At 34.0% G+C, this 17,460-nt stretch carries 15 protein-coding genes; 7 read left to right on the forward strand and 8 right to left on the reverse strand.

The features are described from left to right. The 4 genes from ACP5O9_RS00565 to ACP5O9_RS00580 all read left to right on the forward strand — a co-directional run. Window positions 1–557, forward strand: a 557-nt coding sequence (locus ACP5O9_RS00565) for a hypothetical protein (protein WP_428723231.1), incomplete at its 5' end; no start/stop codon positions are given. A 146-nt stretch (window positions 558–703) separates the two neighbouring features. Further along, window positions 704–1,687 carry a UDP-glucose 4-epimerase GalE gene (gene galE / locus ACP5O9_RS00570; protein ID WP_428723232.1) on the forward strand — a complete coding sequence of 328 codons (984 nt, stop codon included), beginning with the start codon at window positions 704–706 and terminating at the stop codon, window positions 1,685–1,687. Window positions 1,688–1,875: 188 nt separating this feature from the next. After that, complete coding sequence (locus tag ACP5O9_RS00575) at window positions 1,876–3,186, forward strand: nucleotide sugar dehydrogenase (protein ID WP_353686479.1); 1,311 nt, start codon at window positions 1,876–1,878, stop codon at window positions 3,184–3,186. Window positions 3,187–3,203: 17 nt separating this feature from the next. Next, the gene (locus ACP5O9_RS00580) at window positions 3,204–4,025 is read left to right on the forward strand and encodes a Wzz/FepE/Etk N-terminal domain-containing protein (protein WP_428723233.1); all 822 of its coding nucleotides are present in this window, start codon (window positions 3,204–3,206) and stop codon (window positions 4,023–4,025) included. A gap of 3 nt (window positions 4,026–4,028) precedes the next feature. Here the strand turns inward: ACP5O9_RS00580 and ACP5O9_RS00585 are convergent, their stop codons facing one another. The 6 genes from ACP5O9_RS00585 to galT form a co-directional block, all read right to left on the reverse strand. Beyond that, window positions 4,029–5,267 carry a M16 family metallopeptidase gene (locus ACP5O9_RS00585; RefSeq protein ID WP_428723234.1) on the reverse strand — a complete coding sequence of 413 codons (1,239 nt, stop codon included), beginning with the start codon at window positions 5,265–5,267 and terminating at the stop codon, window positions 4,029–4,031. A gap of 68 nt (window positions 5,268–5,335) precedes the next feature. Next, window positions 5,336–6,628: a M16 family metallopeptidase gene (locus tag ACP5O9_RS00590; RefSeq protein WP_428723235.1), complete on the reverse strand. Its 1,293-nt coding sequence runs from the start codon at window positions 6,626–6,628 to the stop codon at window positions 5,336–5,338. Further along, the gene (locus ACP5O9_RS00595) at window positions 6,625–6,984 is read right to left on the reverse strand and encodes a response regulator (RefSeq protein ID WP_353686483.1); all 360 of its coding nucleotides are present in this window, start codon (window positions 6,982–6,984) and stop codon (window positions 6,625–6,627) included. Before ACP5O9_RS00595 ends, ACP5O9_RS00590 begins: the two co-directional genes overlap by 4 nt. Beyond that, entirely contained in the window at window positions 6,965–9,571 is a 2,607-nt protein-coding gene (locus ACP5O9_RS00600) for a PAS domain S-box protein (protein WP_428723236.1), read from the reverse strand. The genes ACP5O9_RS00595 and ACP5O9_RS00600 overlap by 20 nt, the downstream gene beginning before the upstream one ends. Next, window positions 9,546–11,033 (reverse strand): glycogen synthase GlgA, encoded by a 1,488-nt coding sequence (gene glgA, locus ACP5O9_RS00605; RefSeq protein WP_428723237.1) that lies wholly within the window; start codon window positions 11,031–11,033, stop codon window positions 9,546–9,548. Before glgA ends, ACP5O9_RS00600 begins: the two co-directional genes overlap by 26 nt. Then, the gene (gene galT / locus ACP5O9_RS00610; RefSeq protein WP_428723238.1) at window positions 11,030–12,028 is read right to left on the reverse strand and encodes a galactose-1-phosphate uridylyltransferase; all 999 of its coding nucleotides are present in this window, start codon (window positions 12,026–12,028) and stop codon (window positions 11,030–11,032) included. The genes glgA and galT overlap by 4 nt, the downstream gene beginning before the upstream one ends. A gap of 71 nt (window positions 12,029–12,099) precedes the next feature. On the opposite strand from galT, the gene ACP5O9_RS00615 reads away from it, so the two are divergent. The 3 genes from ACP5O9_RS00615 (at window position 12,100) to ACP5O9_RS00625 (ending at window position 15,598) form a co-directional block, all read left to right on the forward strand. Next, window positions 12,100–13,110, forward strand: coding sequence for a ribonuclease Z (locus ACP5O9_RS00615; protein WP_428723239.1), 1,011 nt, complete (start codon window positions 12,100–12,102; stop codon window positions 13,108–13,110). A gap of 104 nt (window positions 13,111–13,214) precedes the next feature. Beyond that, window positions 13,215–14,342, forward strand: a complete 1,128-nt coding sequence (locus ACP5O9_RS00620; protein WP_353686488.1) for a sensor histidine kinase — start codon at window positions 13,215–13,217, stop codon at window positions 14,340–14,342. Continuing rightward, window positions 14,315–15,598 carry a sigma-54-dependent transcriptional regulator gene (locus ACP5O9_RS00625; RefSeq protein ID WP_424904858.1) on the forward strand — a complete coding sequence of 428 codons (1,284 nt, stop codon included), beginning with the start codon at window positions 14,315–14,317 and terminating at the stop codon, window positions 15,596–15,598. The genes ACP5O9_RS00620 and ACP5O9_RS00625 overlap by 28 nt, the downstream gene beginning before the upstream one ends. Here the strand turns inward: ACP5O9_RS00625 and ACP5O9_RS00630 are convergent. Further along, entirely contained in the window at window positions 15,576–16,793 is a 1,218-nt protein-coding gene (locus ACP5O9_RS00630; RefSeq protein WP_353686490.1) for a saccharopine dehydrogenase family protein, read from the reverse strand. The genes ACP5O9_RS00625 and ACP5O9_RS00630 overlap by 23 nt on opposite strands. Window positions 16,794–16,802: 9 nt before the next feature. Further along, the gene (locus ACP5O9_RS00635; protein WP_353686491.1) at window positions 16,803–17,450 is read right to left on the reverse strand and encodes a protein-L-isoaspartate(D-aspartate) O-methyltransferase; all 648 of its coding nucleotides are present in this window, start codon (window positions 17,448–17,450) and stop codon (window positions 16,803–16,805) included. Window positions 17,451–17,460 lie beyond the last annotated feature (10 nt).

Here is a 17,460-nt window from a genome sequence, read left to right on the forward strand (position 1 = left end):
AGAAGCGTACTGAACAGAGGGTAGAGGAGCTTGCAGAGGCACAGAAGCGTACTGAACAGAGGGTAGAGGAGCTTGCAGAGGCACAGAAGCGTACTGAGGAGGAACTGAGAAGACTTGCTTCAGATCATAGAGAAACAAGAAAAATACTTGGAAATCTCACAGATACAGTAGGATATGGTCTTGAGGACAGGATATTTCCATTTATAAAGAAATTTGCTGAAACAGAATATGGGATTAAAGTAAAAGACTTTGGTAGAAAAAATATTGTTTATCCTGATGGAAATTACGACGAACTGAACATCTATGTGGAAGGTGAAAGAGATGGTCAAAGGGTTTATCTTATAGGTGAATGTAAAGCACAGTTAGGCAAAAAGGACATTGAAAAATTTATTAAAATAATTGAAAGGGTTAGACAATATCTTAGAAGTGATGTTAATGGATTTATAGTAAGTTATTCCATACAGCCCAAAGTGGAGGAATATTTAAGAAAATCTCATCCTGAAATAAATTTCTACTACAGCTACTACTTTGACATGAAATACAAATATGGGGAATAAAAATTTTTCTATGTGATCCTCAGGTAACAATAAAAGATAATGAAAAAGGAAGAAATGTCTTATCTGCTAAGCATGTTTGGAATACTGATTTTTTTTTGACATTCCGGTCGATAAAGAGGAAATTCCTCTTTTAAGGAGCAATAAAGATGAACTCTAAAATTAAGGTTTTTGTCACAGGGGGAGCAGGTTATATTGGAAGCCATGTTGTTAAAATGCTTGGTGAAAGGGGATACAGTGTGCTCACCTATGACAACCTTTCCTTTGGACATCGTGAAGCCGTGCTTTATGGAAAGCTTATTGTTGCAGATTTATCAGATAGACAAACTCTGAAGCAGACAATCAAAGAATACAAACCCGATGCAGTAATGCATTTTGCAGCCTCCATAGTTGTGCCAGAATCAGTAAAAGAGCCAGTGAAATATTACAGAAACAATTTCTGCAACACTCTTAATCTCGTGGAGGCATGTCTTGAGCATGGTGTGAAAAACTTTATATTTTCATCAGCAGCAGCAGTATATGGTATACCTGAAAAATGCCCTGTAAATGAAGATGCGCCAATTAATCCTATAAACCCTTATGGACATTCAAAGGCAATGGTGGAGAGGATGCTACATGAAGTGGCTCAGACAAGTGATTTCCGATATGTATCTCTCCGTTATTTTAATGTAGCAGGTGCTGATGGTTCTGGCAGATTGGGGCAGAGAAGAAAAGATGCCACACATCTCATAACTGTTGCAGTAAAAACCGCACTTGGCAAAAGACCTTATCTTGAAATATATGGAACTGACTATCCCACAGAGGATGGCACATGTATAAGAGACTACATCCATGTAGATGATCTTGCAGACGCTCATATACTTGTGCTTGATTATTTGCTTCAGGGTGGTAAAAGCGATATTTTTAATTGTGGATATGGGCATGGATACTCTGTAAGAGAGGTTGTTGAAGCAACCAAAAAGGTAACGGGTGTTGATTTTAAAGTAATAGAAACAGGTCGTCGGGATGGAGACCCACCAGAACTTGTAGCAGAAAGCACAAAACTGAAAAACTCGCTTGGATGGCAACCCCGATACGATGATCTTCACTACATAATAAAAACCGCCTATGAATGGGAAAGAAAGCTTTTATAGTGGGGCAATTCGCCTTTACCGATTATGTAACGATGAGGAAATTCCTCTAAAGAGCAACAATGCCAGAAAGAGAAAGATGCATTACTAAGGATTATCAGTGGTGAGAAGGCCAAGCTTAATTTTGGCAATTTTTTGTGTTATAATTGGGTTGGATTTGATTGAAATAACTCTCAATAAGAGGATGAGAAATGGTTGAAAAAATATGCGTAGTGGGACTCGGTTATGTGGGGCTGCCTTTGGCATGTTTATTAGCTACAAAGTATAAGGTTATAGGATATGACAAAAACAAACAGAGGATTAAAGAGCTGAAAAAAGGTATAGATTCAACCAAAGAGGTTTTACCTGAAACTCTAAAGAACTCTAACCTTGAATTTACAAACAATGAGAAGAAAATATCGGAGTGTGACTTTATAATAGTTGCCGTTCCTACACCTGTGGATAAAGTTAAAAATCCTGACTTTTCGTATCTAAGAGATGCTTCAAGGATTGTAGGTAGAAATTTAAAGAAAGGAGCTATAGTAGTTTACGAATCAACGGTATATCCAGGAGCAACAGAGGAGATATGTGTGCCCATTCTTGAAAAAGAAAGTGGGCTTAAGTGGAAGAGAGACTTTTTGGTAGGTTATTCTCCTGAAAGGGTAAACCCTGGAGATAAAGAGCATACCATTGAAAAAATTGTTAAGGTTGTTGCAGGTGATACTGAGTACTCACTTGAGAGAATAGCAGAAGTTTACGGTTCTGTAATTAGCGCAGGTATATATAAAGCTCCGAGTATAAAGGTGGCAGAAGCTGCTAAAGTAATAGAAAATACTCAAAGGGACATAAATATAGCATTGATGAATGAGCTTGCGATTATTTTTGACAAAATGGGAATAGATACAAGGGAAGTTTTAAAAGCAGCTTACACAAAGTGGAACTTTTTAAGGTTCGAACCTGGACTTGTCGGAGGTCACTGCATACCGGTGGATCCATATTATTTAGCTTATAAGTCTATGGAAATAGGACATGTTCCTGAGTTGATACTTGCCGGAAGAAATATAAATGAGTCTATACCATCATACATAGCTTATAAAACTTTAAAGCTTATGATTAAAGCTGAAAAGACTATTGCAAATGCAAAAGTTTTAGTTATGGGAATAACCTTTAAGGAGAATGTTCCAGATATAAGAAATTCCAAATCCTATGATTTGGTAAAGGAATTAAAAGAGCTTGGGCTTAAAGTGTTTGTTTATGACCCTATAGCATATCAGGAAGAAGTTAAGAAAGAGTATGGAATAGAACTCATTAGAGATATTGAAGAATATGCACCTTACGATTGTGTAATCGTATCTGTGAAACATAATGAATTTATAAAATTCTCGAAAGAAGTTTTTAAAAAAATTATAAAAGCTCCCTATTTATTTATAGATGTAAGTAAAATTATAAATGTAAGTAATAAAATAAAATCTTGCTTTGAAGAGTTTAAGCAAGATAAAGATTTTATATATTGGGCTTTGTAAATAACCAGGAGGTGTAAATGGAAAAGGAATTTAAAAAGGAGACTTCATTTGAAGATGAGATTGACCTTTATGAATTAATTCTTATTTTTAAAAAACGGATAAAATATGTTGCTGGGGTGTTTGTTCTCGGTGTTTTTATCGCAACTGTAGTTAGTTTTCTTATGCCGAATATATATCAGGCAAGAGCAACGCTGTGGGTGGATTTTTTTTTGACTCAGACAATGATTGAAAGTCTTAAAGCAAATCAATTGGTAAAGGATGGTGAGTTTATAATTCCTCTTCAACAGGGTAGGCATCCAGAGGTAAATAATCTGAGTTTGTCAATACTGAACAGCGCTGAGTTTCAGAAAAAGGTGAGAGATAAAGTTAGACAAACTTTTGGTTCAGACGTTGATTTATTATATTTCAAAACTGGTATAGATAAGAAATATTTCAAAGCTATAGATAACAAAACAGGAAGCATTGTTCTTACAACAGAGCAAAGAGAAAGAAAGCTTGCAGAAGAGATTTTGAAGACTGCTATTGAGGAGTTCAGGACAGAGCTTGACAAAGTCTCTCTTACCTATTCAGAAATTCTCACTCCACAGAAGGTAAAGACTGATAAAAGTAAAAATTTCGTTCTTTATATTGTAGAAAATCCTTATTCCTCAGATGTTCCTGTGAAGCCTAAAAGGATGTTGATTATTGCTGTGGCTGCTATAACATCACTTTTTGCAGGAATTTTTCTTGTCTTTTTAGTTGAGTGGTGGAGTAAGGCAAAAAAAGAAAGATTCCTCTCGCTCAGTGATGAGGCTCGGAATGATAAAAAGAGAGGCTCAGATAAGTTGGAGGATATATAAATTTTATAAGTCTTTTCCTACAATTACAACAATATATGCCTGTGTATTAAGAATCTTTTCTGCTACTGTTTTTATGTCTTGTTTTGTTACTTTTTCAATATATTCTGGATATTTTGATATGTAATCATCTCCGAGGCCATAAAAATCAATAACAGGTAGAAATTCACTGATTTTTTTCATTGTGTCAATTCTTAATGGAAAACTTCCAGTAAGAAAAGCTTTTGCCTCTTTGAGTTCTTCTGTGGTCACTTCTTTTTCCTTCATTTTTTTAAGTTCTTCAACAATTAATTTTATAACATTCTGAGTATTTTCAGATTTTGTCTTTACCTCTACATAAAAAGCTCCTGGCATTAAATAAGGCGAAAAAGTGCTATACACTGAATAAGCAAGTCCACGGTTTTCTCTTATTTGTTTTGCAAGCCTTGATGTGAGACCCCCTCCTCCAACAATGTAGTTCATCACGCTTAAGGCATAGAAATCAGGATCATTTCTTGAAATTCCTTCAAATCCAAGAATTATCGTTGATTGAGTTAAATCTGGTCTTTTTATAAAAATTTTTACTGGCTCTTTTCTTTTTATAAAGATGGGTGGATTTAACTGCCTGCTGTAGTAGTGCCCATTTTGCCATCGACCAATGGGTTCAATAAGCTTTTTTAATTCTTCTTCCTCTATATCTCCAACAACTGAAAAAATCATTCCCTGTGGATTATAAAACTTTTCATAAAAATTCATTAAATCCTGTCTTGTAATGTTTTTGAGCTGTTCAGGTTCACCTTCCACTGGTCTTCCATATGGATGTTTATTAAAAAGCTGGTTAATAAAAGTTTTGTAGGCTATGTAGGAAGGGTCTTCTTCCATCTGCTTTAATGATTTCTCTACTCTGGTAAGTTCTTTTTTTAGCTCCTCTTCAGGAAATACAGGATTCATCAGGACATCAAAAAATAAATTTAAAGCTTCTTTTAAATGCCTTTTTGTTGTTGCAAGAGTGAGCATTGTATAGTCGTGGGTGATTTTTTTATCAATGGAGATTGCCAGGAAATCAATTTTGTCTTCAATCTGCCGTGCAGTCATTGTTTTTGTCCCATGAGTAAGTAAGTGTGCTGTGAGATAGGCAACTGAAGGCTTAGACTCATCCAGTGCAGATGCTGGAATTAAAACAGATACATAAACAATGGGAATGCTATCCCTGTAAAGATATTTAATTTTTGCTCCGTTTTCAAGCTTAAAGGTTTTAAAATCCATACGAGTAGCTCCTTGAGTAGAGTTTAGAGATAAAATAAAAATGATAAAAAAAATTATTAAAAAATTTTTCATTCTGGTAGAAGCACTCCTACAGTGAGATTGTCAAAGTTAAAATACTTTTTTGCTACTTCCTGAACATCCTTTGCTGTGACTTTCATTATATCTTCCTTATATTTTTCAATGAGTCTCCAATTTCCAAGAACTTCAAACTTACCAAGATAAAGGGCATGCCCGAAAACAGAATCCTGACTGAAAAGAAAGGAAGCTTCAACTTGATTTTTTGCTTTTTCAATCTCTGTATCTGTAGGGGGTTCATTTTTTATTTTTTCAATCTCTTCTTTTATAATTTTTTCAACTTCTTCCACTTTATCAGGAGTTTTCACAGAAGCCAAAATGAAAAATAAAAATCCGTCTCTGCTTAATGGTGAATTACTACTTGAGACATCCACTGCTAATGATTTTTCTGTAACAAGGGTTCTGTAAAGTCTTGAACTTTTTCCTTCTCCAATTATACTACTTAATATTTCAAGACTGAGACTGTCTTTATCGGGATAAGCAGGAACTTTATAGCTCAGAACAAGCACTGGAAGATGTGTCTGCCTTTTTAGTATAACTCTTTTTTGTCCATATTGTTTGGGTTCATGGAAAAATTTTTTTGGAGGCTTACAAGAAGGAATTTTTTCAAATTTTTCTCTGATTTTTTCCTTTAGTTCATCAATTTTTATATCTCCTGCAACAATTATAAAGGCATTACCTGGACAGTAGTATTTATTGTAGTAGTTTTTTAAATCTTCAAGAGTTATTGATTCAATATCTTCAGTCCAGCCAATTACAGGCTTACGATAAGGATGTTCTTTGAATGCCAGGCTGATAACTTCTTCAATTATAAGACTTTCAGGATCATCTTCATATCGCTGTCTTCTTTCTTCAAGAACAATCTTTTTTTCAAGTTCAAAGTCTTCAGAATTAAAGAGCAGATTTGCCATTCTGTCAGATTCAAGATCAATTGAAGTTTGTAACTTTGAAGGAGAAAGCTTTTGAAAATAAACAGTGTAATCTTTTGTTGTAAAAGCATTGTCAATGCCACCTTGAGACTGAATTATTTTTGAAAAAACATTTCCAGGATAGTTTTTGCTTCCTCTAAACATCATGTGCTCAAGAAGATGACTTATTCCTGACTTGCCTTCAGGCTCATCAATGGCTCCAACTTTATACCACACTTGAAAAGTTGCCAGAGGCGCTGAATGATCTTCAATAAATATCAATTTAAGTCCGTTTTTTAAGACTTCTTCTTTAACTTCAGAGAATCCCATAAGTGGAAATATTAAAACAAAGATTAAGGATATTACAAGATATTTCATTTTATTCCAAATTTTTCTGCAATTTCTTTAATTGTCTCCTTTAAAGGACCAAGATCAGAGGATTTGACAACATAGGCATCTGATGCCCATATTGAAAAATCATCTCTGTAATCATAGGCAGTTAGCATTATTACAGGAATATTAGGATTTTTCTGTTTAAGCTGTCTTAAAACCTGAATTCCATCAATATCAGGCATCATTATATCAAGAGTTACCATATCTGGTTTTTCAGATTCAAAAAGTTCAATTGCTTCACGACCAGAATTTGCTGTAATAACTTCATATCCTTCATCTTCAAGCTCAGCTTTGTAAAGCATTAATATATTTTTTTCATCGTCAACTACCAGAATTTTCATTATCTCCTCCTTGTTCTTTATGTATTGGCAAATAAACTTTAAATTTTGTTCCTTTATTGACTTCGCTTTCTACTTTAATTATACCACCATGTTCTTCAACAATTCTTTTTGAAATAGCAAGCCCAAGACCTGTGCCCGTAGTTTTTGTTGTAAAAAAGGGATCAAAAATCCTTTTTAAATTTGCCTTTTCTATGCCGCAACCAGTATCTTCAACTTCAATTATGAAATACTCCTTATCTGCATCTGCCTCTACTGGTAATTTATCTGCCTTCTGTATTTTTAAAGTTATCAATCCATCCTTTGTTGCTTCATTGGCATTTGAAATCAGATTTAAAAGCACTTCTTTCAATTTATCATAATTACCGAGCACTGTAAAATTGTTATTTATCATCAATTTAAATTCATTGTTATTGTCTTTCAGCGTAGATTCAACAAAATTGACCACATCATCCACAAGCTGCTTAATTTCAAAAGATTCCTTTGCAATTGGGTAAGGCTTTACAAAGCTCAATATTTCATTAAGAATTCTTTCAAGCCTTTTTACTTCTTCAATGATTATCTTTATATATTCCTGTGATTTTCCATCCTTCAGCTCTTTATTAAGTCTTTTAGCAAATCCGCCAATTGCAAGCAAAGGATTTCTTATTTCATGAGCAACCTTTGCTGCCATTTCTCCAAGTGCAGCCATCTTTTCCATTGATATGATTCTTTCTTTTAAGTTTCTCAGTTCTGTTATATTTTTTGCCACATTAATGGTTCCTATAAGATTACCATTTTTATCAAATATTGGAGAACTTGAAAGAAGATAAACACCATCAAGATAGTTTTCTTCAAGCTCTCCCACCTGAGATATTCCAGTTTCCATTGCTTTTCTATGAGGACATTCTTCCAGTGGATAATTAGTCTTATGAATAAGTTTAAAACATTTTTTGCCAATTACTTCATTTTCTTTTAATCCAACTGCATCAAGAAATGAGCGGTTTACTTTTTTTATTGTATAAGTTTCATCAGTGTAATAGATAAGGTCAGTTATTGAGTTAAAAATCATTTCAAGCTCTTTTTCTGCCTGCTCTACCTTGTCAAATATCCATGCATTTTCAATTGCACCTGCAACCTGATCCGCAAATCCTTTCAAAAAATTAATATCCTGTTCGGTAATTGGTTTTCTTGTATAAAGATTGTCAACCCATACTGCTCCAATAGCTTTATCCTTAGAAATAAGAGGAACAACAGCATATGCAATGCTTCCAAGTTGTTGAATTATTACAGGGTCTGCTTCTTCTTTATGAGCATCTCTAATATTAAAAACTTTTTTTTCTTTTATAGCTCTCACAATTGGTGTGTTGTCATTTAAAGAAATTGAAATGTTTTTACAGAGTCTTTCAAGAAAGCTATCCTCTTCAAACTCTTTCGTGCTTAATTCATCAAGAACCTCAAAAAGAGTTTTCTTTTCTCTTGACATACTTGACCATATATGCCAGGCTTCTTCATAGCTTGAAGGACCTACTGCCATAACTCCTCGGAGAGTATTGCTTTCTTCATCAACAAGAAATAGCACTGCTCTATTAAAACCGAGTCCTTCACCCATTGTAATTACTGTAAGTATCATTCTTAAAAGTTTATTCAGTTCTAAAGTGCTTCTTACAGCAGAACTTATAAATAAAATTTTCGTAAGCTCTTCATTTCTTCTGATGAGATCCCTTTCAAGCTTTTTCTTTTCTGTAATATCTCTTATTATTCTGCTGACTCCTACTATTTCTCCCCTTGAATTCTTTATCGGAGACATGGTAAGACTTACTTCTATAATTTTATTTTCCTTTGTTATCATGACTGTTTCTATATCTTTTAATGTCTCATCCTGTTTAACTCTTTCAAAATATATTTTTTCCATCTCATGTAGGAAGTCAGGGATAACAGCCAAAGGTTTTCCAATAACTTCCTCCTTTGTGTAACCAAAAATATTTTCTGCACCTTTATTCCATGCAGTCACTATGTTGTTTAAATCAGTGGCTATTATTGCATCAGCAGAACTCTGAATCAGGCTTTCAAGATAACTTTTAAGCTCCTCTATCTGAGCCATTACCTTTATATTTTGTATTTCTCTTTCTTTAAGTTCCCTGAACTTTAGGGATTTAAGAATAATTAATGAAGCTATTGCTGAGAAAAGCTCTCCAACTTCAATGTCTTCTTGTGTAAACTCTCCAAAGCCTTCTTCTGAATCAAGTTTATTGTAAACAAAAATTGTTCCAATATTTTCCTGTTGCATTTTTAATGGAATGCATATTGCTGAGTAAGCAGGTATATCAAGCTCGTATTTTTCAAGTTCAGATTTATTAAATTTTTTAACCTTACCTTCATTTAAAACTTTTCCACATACTCCTTCATCAGATTTAATAACAGTTTTATCGGAATTAATGTTGTAAGTGGCAGTGACGTATAAATATCCATTTCTAATCAGTCTTACGATACCTGCCTGAGCATTCATAAGCTGACAAACGTAATAAATAAGTCTTTCAAGAAGGATTTCAATATCTTCGTATACTTCAAGAAGTTTTATAAGCTCAAATAATGCCTGTCTTTCCTTCATTTATTAATCCTCTATAGAGTTCTATATATTTTTTACATGAATTGCTCCAGGAAAAATCTCTTTTCATGGCTTCATAAATCATATTGAGAAATCTGTTTTTGTTTTTATATATTTCAATAAATCGCTCGATTGCTTCTGTTAAAGCAGCACTCGTGTATTCATCAAAGAGGAAACCTGTTACCCTATCTTCCACCGTGTCTGAAAGTCCACCAGTGCGTCTACATATTGGAGGTGTGCCATATCTCATAGCAATAAGTTGACTTAAACCACAGGGTTCGTATCTTGACGGAACGAGCAAACCGTCTGCACCAGCATATATTTTATGTGCTAAAGCTTCATCAAATCCGACAAAAGCATAAATTTTTGAAGGAAAGTTTTTTTGAAGTTCTCTTATTTTGTTTTCATAATAGGCTTCGCCTGTTCCTTCAAATACAAAACTTACTTCCTTCTGAACTAAAGCTGGTATTGCCTGAGCAATTATATCAATGCCTTTTTGATAAGCAAATCTTCCTATAAATGCAATTAAAGGAGATTCTGAGGAACATTTTATTCCAGCGAGGTTTATTAAATCTTCTTTGTTTTTCTGTTTGTTTTTAATATTATTTACTCCATAGTTTTGAACAATAAATGGATCCGTTTCAGGATTCCATATTTTGTAGTCAATCCCATTTATAATGCCAACAAGGCTTTCTTTTCTTTTCCTTAAGACTCCGTCAAGCCCTGCTCCGTATTCAGGAGTCAGGATCTCTTTTGCATATGTAGGACTAACAGTGGTAATTATATCTGCATTGAAAAGTCCTACTTTAAGAAAATTTATCATACCATAAAATTCAAATCCATCTATATGAAACATCTCCTGCCCAAAGCCTGTTATCTCAAGTTTTTCACGGGGGAATATGCCCTGATACCCAAGATTATGAATGGTTAATATGGTTTTTGTTCTTTCAAAGCAACTACATTCTTTATAAAATGTTTTCAGATAAAGAGGAACCAGAGCTGTATGCCAGTCATGACAGTGAATAACATCAAATTTTAAATTCATAATTTTACAAATTTCAAGAACTGCTCTGCAAAAAAATACAAATCTTTCAGCATTGTCAAGATACTCACCATGAGTTGTTCCATAAAGTTCTTCTCTGTCAAAAAAATCATTATGCTCAATAAAGAACAGATTTCCTTGCGTTGAAGCTTCAATTTTTAAATTTTCTTCCTCATCAAAACAGACCCTTGCAGTTCTCAGAGCACCAAAACGAGTATTTGCACCCACTGACACTCCATAAACTATTCCTGCATTTACTGTAGATGAGGGAAAATTCTGTTTAGTTGTTCTGTAAAAGGGAAGAAAAAGTGTTGTATCAATGCCAGCTTTAATAAATTCTTTAAAAAGAGCACCTACAACATCACCAAGACCTCCAGTTTTTGAAAAAGGATAAGCTTCTGCAGAGACAAGTGCTATTTTCATACTGTAGCCTCCCTCATAAATTGAGCAGCTTCTTCAGGAGAAGTTGGATTTATAAAAAATCCAGAACCCCATTCAAATCCAGCAGTTTTTGTAAGCTTTGGTATGATTTCAATATGCCAGTGATAGTATTCATTTATCTCATCTTGGAAAGGAGATGTGTGAAGAACATAGTTATAGGGAGGAGTTTCAAGTACAGCGTCAAGTTTTTTAAGTGTTGTCTGGAGGGCATCTGCAAGAAGACTGAAGCTTTTTTCTCTTGGTTCAAAACGAGATTCATGTCTTTTTGGTAGAATCCATGTTTCAAAAGGCTCTCTTGGTGCAAAGGGAGAAAGCACTATATAAGCATCATTTTGATAGATTATTCTTTTTTCAAACTCAAGCTCCTGAGCTATTATATCGCAAAATATGCATCTGTCTCTTAATTCAAAGTATCTTTGGGCTGAAGTCATCTCATCTTTTACAAGCTGAGGAACAATGGGAAGAGCAATTAACTGGCTATGGGTGTGCTCAATTGAGGCTCCTGCTGCTTCACCTTCATTTTTAAAGACCAGAACATATTTAAAGCGAATGTCTTTTTTAAGATCAGTAATCCTGAAATAATATGCCCACAAAACATCCTCAACTGCTTTAATTGGCATTGTAGAGAGTGAAGCAAGATGATCAGGTGTTTCAATAATTACCTCATGAGCGCCAATTCCATTCATTTTATCATAAATTCCTTCTCCTCTTTTATTGAGGTCTCCATGAATCTGCAAAGCTGGAAATTTATTTGGAACAACCCTCAGTGTCCAGCCAGGTGTGTTTGGCGCAGTATTTGGAGGTCTAAAAGCAATAATTTCATTTGGCGCAGTATGTTCATTTCCCGGGCAAAAGGGGCAGAATCCCTTTATTTTTCTTTTTTGACTTACAGGAGCAAAATCTGAAGGTCTTTTACCTCTTTCAACAGCTATAATAACCCATCGTCCAGATATAGGATCTCTTCTGAGTTCTGACATAGATTCCTCCATTGAAAAAGTTTCTGGATAATGTCACAAAAGTGCTTTTCATTTTGTATAATTATACCATTGTGGCAAGACTTTTTCATTATAGAGTTGTAAATGATGCCTTTGGAGACCCTTGTGTTTTTGTAAGGCTTCTTAGGGAAAGGAGAGCTTTGCTTTTTGATGTAGGAGACATAAGAAAAATTCCCTTTAATGAAATACTTAAAGTAAGCGATATTTTTGTAACTCATACGCATATTGATCATTTTATAGGATTTGATCAGGTTATAAGAGCTGTTTTAAGAAGAGCTGAACCCTTGAGAGTTTACGGACCTGACAATATTATAGATTGTGTTTATGGAAAACTCAGGGGGTATACCTGGAATCTCGTTTCAGATTATCCATTATCAATTGAGGTTTTTGCAATTACAAAAAAAAAGATAAAAAGAGCAAGATTTTGTGCTAAAAATAAATTTAAAATTGAAAAATTACCAACTCTGCCAAGACAGCAGTGGATTATTGAAGACCCCCTTTTTAAAGTTAAAGCAGAAGTTTTATCTCATGGAATACCTGTAATTGCCTATTCGATTGAAGAGGATTTTCACATAAATATTAAAAAAGTAGAGCTTGAGAAAAAAGGCTTTGTAGTAGGTCCCTGGCTTGGACAGCTTAAAAAATTAATTAAACTTTATTATGACTATGATCCTCAAAAAATGCTTAAACCTAAACAGTTTTCAGTGAAAATCAATACTTCAAAGGGAGAATTTTTAGTGGAAGAGCTTTTTGATATTTTAAACATCTCAAAGGGAGAAAAAATCTCTTATGTTATGGATGTAGCTCCAGTAGAAGAAAACATAAAAAAAATAATAGATTTTGTAAAAGGCTCGGATGTTCTATTTTGTGAAGCCTATTTTTTAAGTAAAGACATGGAGAGAGCAATTGAAAGAAATCATCTGACTGCTGCTTTAGCTGGTAAAATTGCAAAAGAAGCAGAAGTTAAGGAGCTTATAATCCTCCACATTTCCCCAAAATATATTAACAATCCAGAGGAAGTTTACAGAGAGGTGGAATTATCAAGGTTTCAAGGTTTACGGTAAGATTAATTATATCTTCCTTAGTTTTCTTTGCCTCTTTAACTCAGTTAATCAGTGCTTTTTTTCTTTATAAAAATGCAGAACGCGCTACAGAGCAATCTCTTCAGATGCAGGCAATAGGAATTACAATCACTCTTAACAGTGTTCTCCAGGCTTCTGATATTGACCAAATTAAAAAACATGGTAGTACAATCTTTTCAGAAATCTTACTGGATGAGAGATGGGAAGGGGTTGCCTTTATAGCTCTTTATAATAAAAAAGGAAATGTGGTATTCCATTCTAATCCTGCCCTGATAGGGAAAAAAATTCAGGAAGTAATTGCAATTTTTCAGGAGAAAACTCCCTATTATCATTATCTTGTTCTGGGCACAGGAGAAAAAGTTTTTATATCAGATACAAAAATAATTCTCCATGGGCTACCCTATCTTTTAAGAGTTGCTTTACATAAATATCCAGCTGAGGCTATTTTAAGAAATACAAAAATACATATACTTTTTATGGCTTTTACAGTAGGATTCCTTATTCTGGCAGGTTTTTTTACAACAATACTTTTAAGTAAAATAGAAAAAATGCAGATTAAAATGAGGGAGCTTGAAAATCTTTCAATGCTTTCACGAGTTTTAGCCCATGAAATAAGAAATCCCCTTGGAAGCATAAAGGGATTTGCCCAGTATCTTATGAAAAAGATTTCAGAGGCTTCTTTAAAAGAGTATCTTGAAATAATTGTAAAGGAGAGTTTGAGACTTGAAAGACTTACTGAAGAGCTATCACAGTATGCAAATCCTCAAAACATTAACATCCAGATGGTTAATCTCAAAGAATTAATTCATGACACAGTTTTACCTTTTATAGTTGAACACAGGGAAATATTTTTTGATTTAGACTTAGATGAAATCTACCTGAACACAGACAGTGATAAAATGACACAGATTATAAGTAATATTCTTCAGAACTCTGTTTTTGCCGTATCAGAAACAGAGGATAAAAGAATTAATATAAAAGCAAAAAAGATCAATGGTAAAATAAAAATTGAAATATCCGATACAGGAACTGGAATGGATGAAGAGACTTTAAAAAAAGCGCAAGAGCCTTTTTTTACGACAAAGCCAAAAGGCACAGGATTGGGTCTTGCAATAGTAAACCGTCTGTGTGAGATTTTAAAGATTAATCTGGAAATTAAAAGCAAAAAAGGACAGGGAACAAAGGTATGTCTGACAGTGCCAGAATCGTTATAGTTGAAGATGATCCCTCCTTTGCCTCTTTCCTTAAAACAATTCTTGAAGAAGAAGGATACACTGTAAAGGTGTTTAATGACCCTCAGATTGCCTTAAAAAATATCAGGAATTTTTCTCCCCATCTTATAATTACAGATTTAAAGATGCCGAAAATGGATGGTATTGAATTTATTGAAAAGGCAGAAGATGTTGTAAATACAGAATTTATTGTAATAACAGCTTATGGCACAATCCCTACTGCAGTAGAAGCAATAAAAAAGGGCGCAATTGATTATATCACAAAGCCTCTTTCATCTCCTGAAGAATTTTTAAAACGCATAGAAAAAGTTTTAAAGAAAGGACATTACAGTGAAGAACTTGAGCTACCTCCATATGAGATCCTATTTGCAGGAATTGAAGAGGTCTATCAGATGGTTAAAGAAGTGGCAAAGACAGATACAACAGTAATTCTCTATGGTGAAACAGGAACAGGTAAAACAGCTATTGCAAAAGCAATTCACATTATGAGCGGCAAGAAAGGCGCTTTTGTTGAGATAAATTGTGCTTCAATTCCTGAAACATTGATAGAAAGTGAACTTTTTGGTTATGAAAAAGGTGCTTTCTCAGGAGCAATAAAACAAAAATCAGGTAAAATTGAGCTTGCCCAGAATGGAACTCTATTTCTTGATGAAATAGGAGAATTAACTCCATCAATTCAGGCAAAATTTTTAAAAGTGCTGCAGGACAAAAGTTTTGAAAGAATTGGAGGGCTACAGACTCTTAAAACAAATGCAAGATTTATCACTGCAACAAACAGAGACTTAAAACAGCTTGTAAAAGATGGAAAATTCAGGGAAGATTTATATTTCAGGCTCAATGTCTTTCCAATTACCATTCCTCCTTTAAGAGAAAGAAGACAGCATATAACTAAAATTGCTGATTATCTTATAGAAAGGATTTCTAAAAAGCTTGAAAAAGAGATAAAAAAATTGAGCAAAAAATCTGTAGAAACCATTAAGAATTACTCTTTTCCAGGAAACATAAGAGAGCTTGAGAACATTCTTGAAAGGGCAATAATCCTGTCAAAAACAGAGGAGATTGAGATAAAAATTGAAAAAGAGGAAGAATTGGATGAGAATAATATTAAAAGTCTTGAAAAAAAAGCAATAATAGAAGCATTGAAAAAAACTGGCAGCAATAAAAAACTGGCAGCTCAGTTACTTGGTATTTCTTTAAGAACTCTTTACAATAAAATTAAAGAATTCGGATTGGAGTAGTTTTTTCCCTGGTGAGTTCTTCTAATGTAACATTGAATCCTTCTTTCTTAAGTTCAGAGAAGATTTTTCTTCTTATAAACTTTGGTAAAGCTTCTGGAGCAAACACGCCCTGCTCAAGGGACTGAATTTTCTTTATAAATTTTGCCATAATTCCCGCTACTAAAGCAGTGGGATAAGAGACATGAGTAGAGCCAGGAGCAATTTTTATAAGTTCCCTAATGGATGGAAATATTAAGTAACCTCTTAATGTTTTTCTTTTTCCCTGTAGTTTTCCTGAGCATTCTACAACAATGCCAAAGGTTGCCTCTTCAAGCACTCCTTCTTTCACTTTTTGAATTATTTCTCTAATTGAAGCAACTCTTTTCGTGATTTTCAAAAGAATTTCATATGGCGAAACTCTCCCTCCATTAATTTTCAATGGATTGTCACTTAAAAGCCCCATATTATAAAGAGCCATTAGAAACTCTATATCAGAGCCTGCAGATTTAAGATTTCCTGATTTTACTTTGAGAAATCGTGGTAAAGTGGAGATTTCATCTCCGTAAACAAGATAGGCTTTTCTTTTACCAATGGGCTCTGGATAATTATAATACTCAGGCTCACCAAAGGGTTCTCTAAGATTAAATTTCCCTTTTTCATAAACAAGTGGAGGTGACAAAATATCACTGAAAAGCACTTTAGGAGACCATGACCATATTGTTCCAGGTGGTTTTTGATCTTCAAAAATTCTAATTTTAATTGTATCCACACTGTCAAATTTTGAAGCAAGCTCACCGGCAATCAGGTTTGTCAAACCAGGACTTATACCTGTATTTATTAATCCAACGATTCCTTTTTGTTTAAAATCCTGAGAATATTCAAGCTGTTCAGGATTCATAAGGTCTTCAAGATTTGAAGCAAGATCCTGATAGTTAACAGCATATTTTAATGCAATCTCTATTATTTTTCTGTTAATTGCTGGTGTTGCAGAATTTATTACTAAATCAGTATCCCTGATCAATTTTTCTAAGGAAGGACTATCATTTACTGAAACTCTGTGTAAAGTTATTTTTTTCTTAGTGTTTGCAAATTCTTTGAGCTTTCTGAGATTTCTAATACTTTTATCAGCGCATTTTATTGTAAAATCTGTTTTTTCAAGAAAATACCTGCAAAGAAAAAATCCAACTGCTCCAATACCAATTACAGCAATCTTCATAAATCCTAATTACTCCTCTTTCCATCCATACTTTCCTATTAATGGAACAAAGGCTACAGGAATCAGATAATGCCTTTCAAGTTTACTGTCTTTTTTTATTGCTTTAAGCATATACTGAGAGTATCGTTCACCAACAGGAGCAACAATAATTCCACCTTCTTTTAATTGCGCAACGAGCGGTTCAGGTATATCTGGAGTGGCTGCAGTTATTATTATTCTATCAAATGGAGCTTCTTCTGGAATCCCTTCTGTGCCATCTTTTATATAAACTTTAATATTTTTAATCCCCAATTTTTCAAATCTTTGTTTTGCTTCATCTGCCAGTGGCTTGATTCTTTCGATTGTATGAACTTCTTTTACAAGTTCTGCAAGAATTGCAGCCTGATACCCAGAGCCTGTACCTATTTCAAGAACCTTTTCATCTCCTTTAAGCTCCAGCAATTCTGTCATCAAAGCAACTATGTAAGGTTGAGAAATTGTCTGGCCATAACCAATTGGAAGAGCTCTGTCATCATAGGCACTGTCAATGCTATCTTCTGGTACAAAAAGATGTCTCGGAATTTTTTTCATTACCTCAATAACCCGTTTATCTTTGATGCCTCTTTCAATGATCTGAGTTTCAACCATCCATTCTCTTAAGTGTTTAAATTTATCCATTTTTCATTAT

This window comes from Thermodesulfovibrio sp. (genome assembly GCF_049969575.1).
Lineage (GTDB): Bacteria > Nitrospirota > Thermodesulfovibrionia > Thermodesulfovibrionales > Thermodesulfovibrionaceae > Thermodesulfovibrio > Thermodesulfovibrio obliviosus.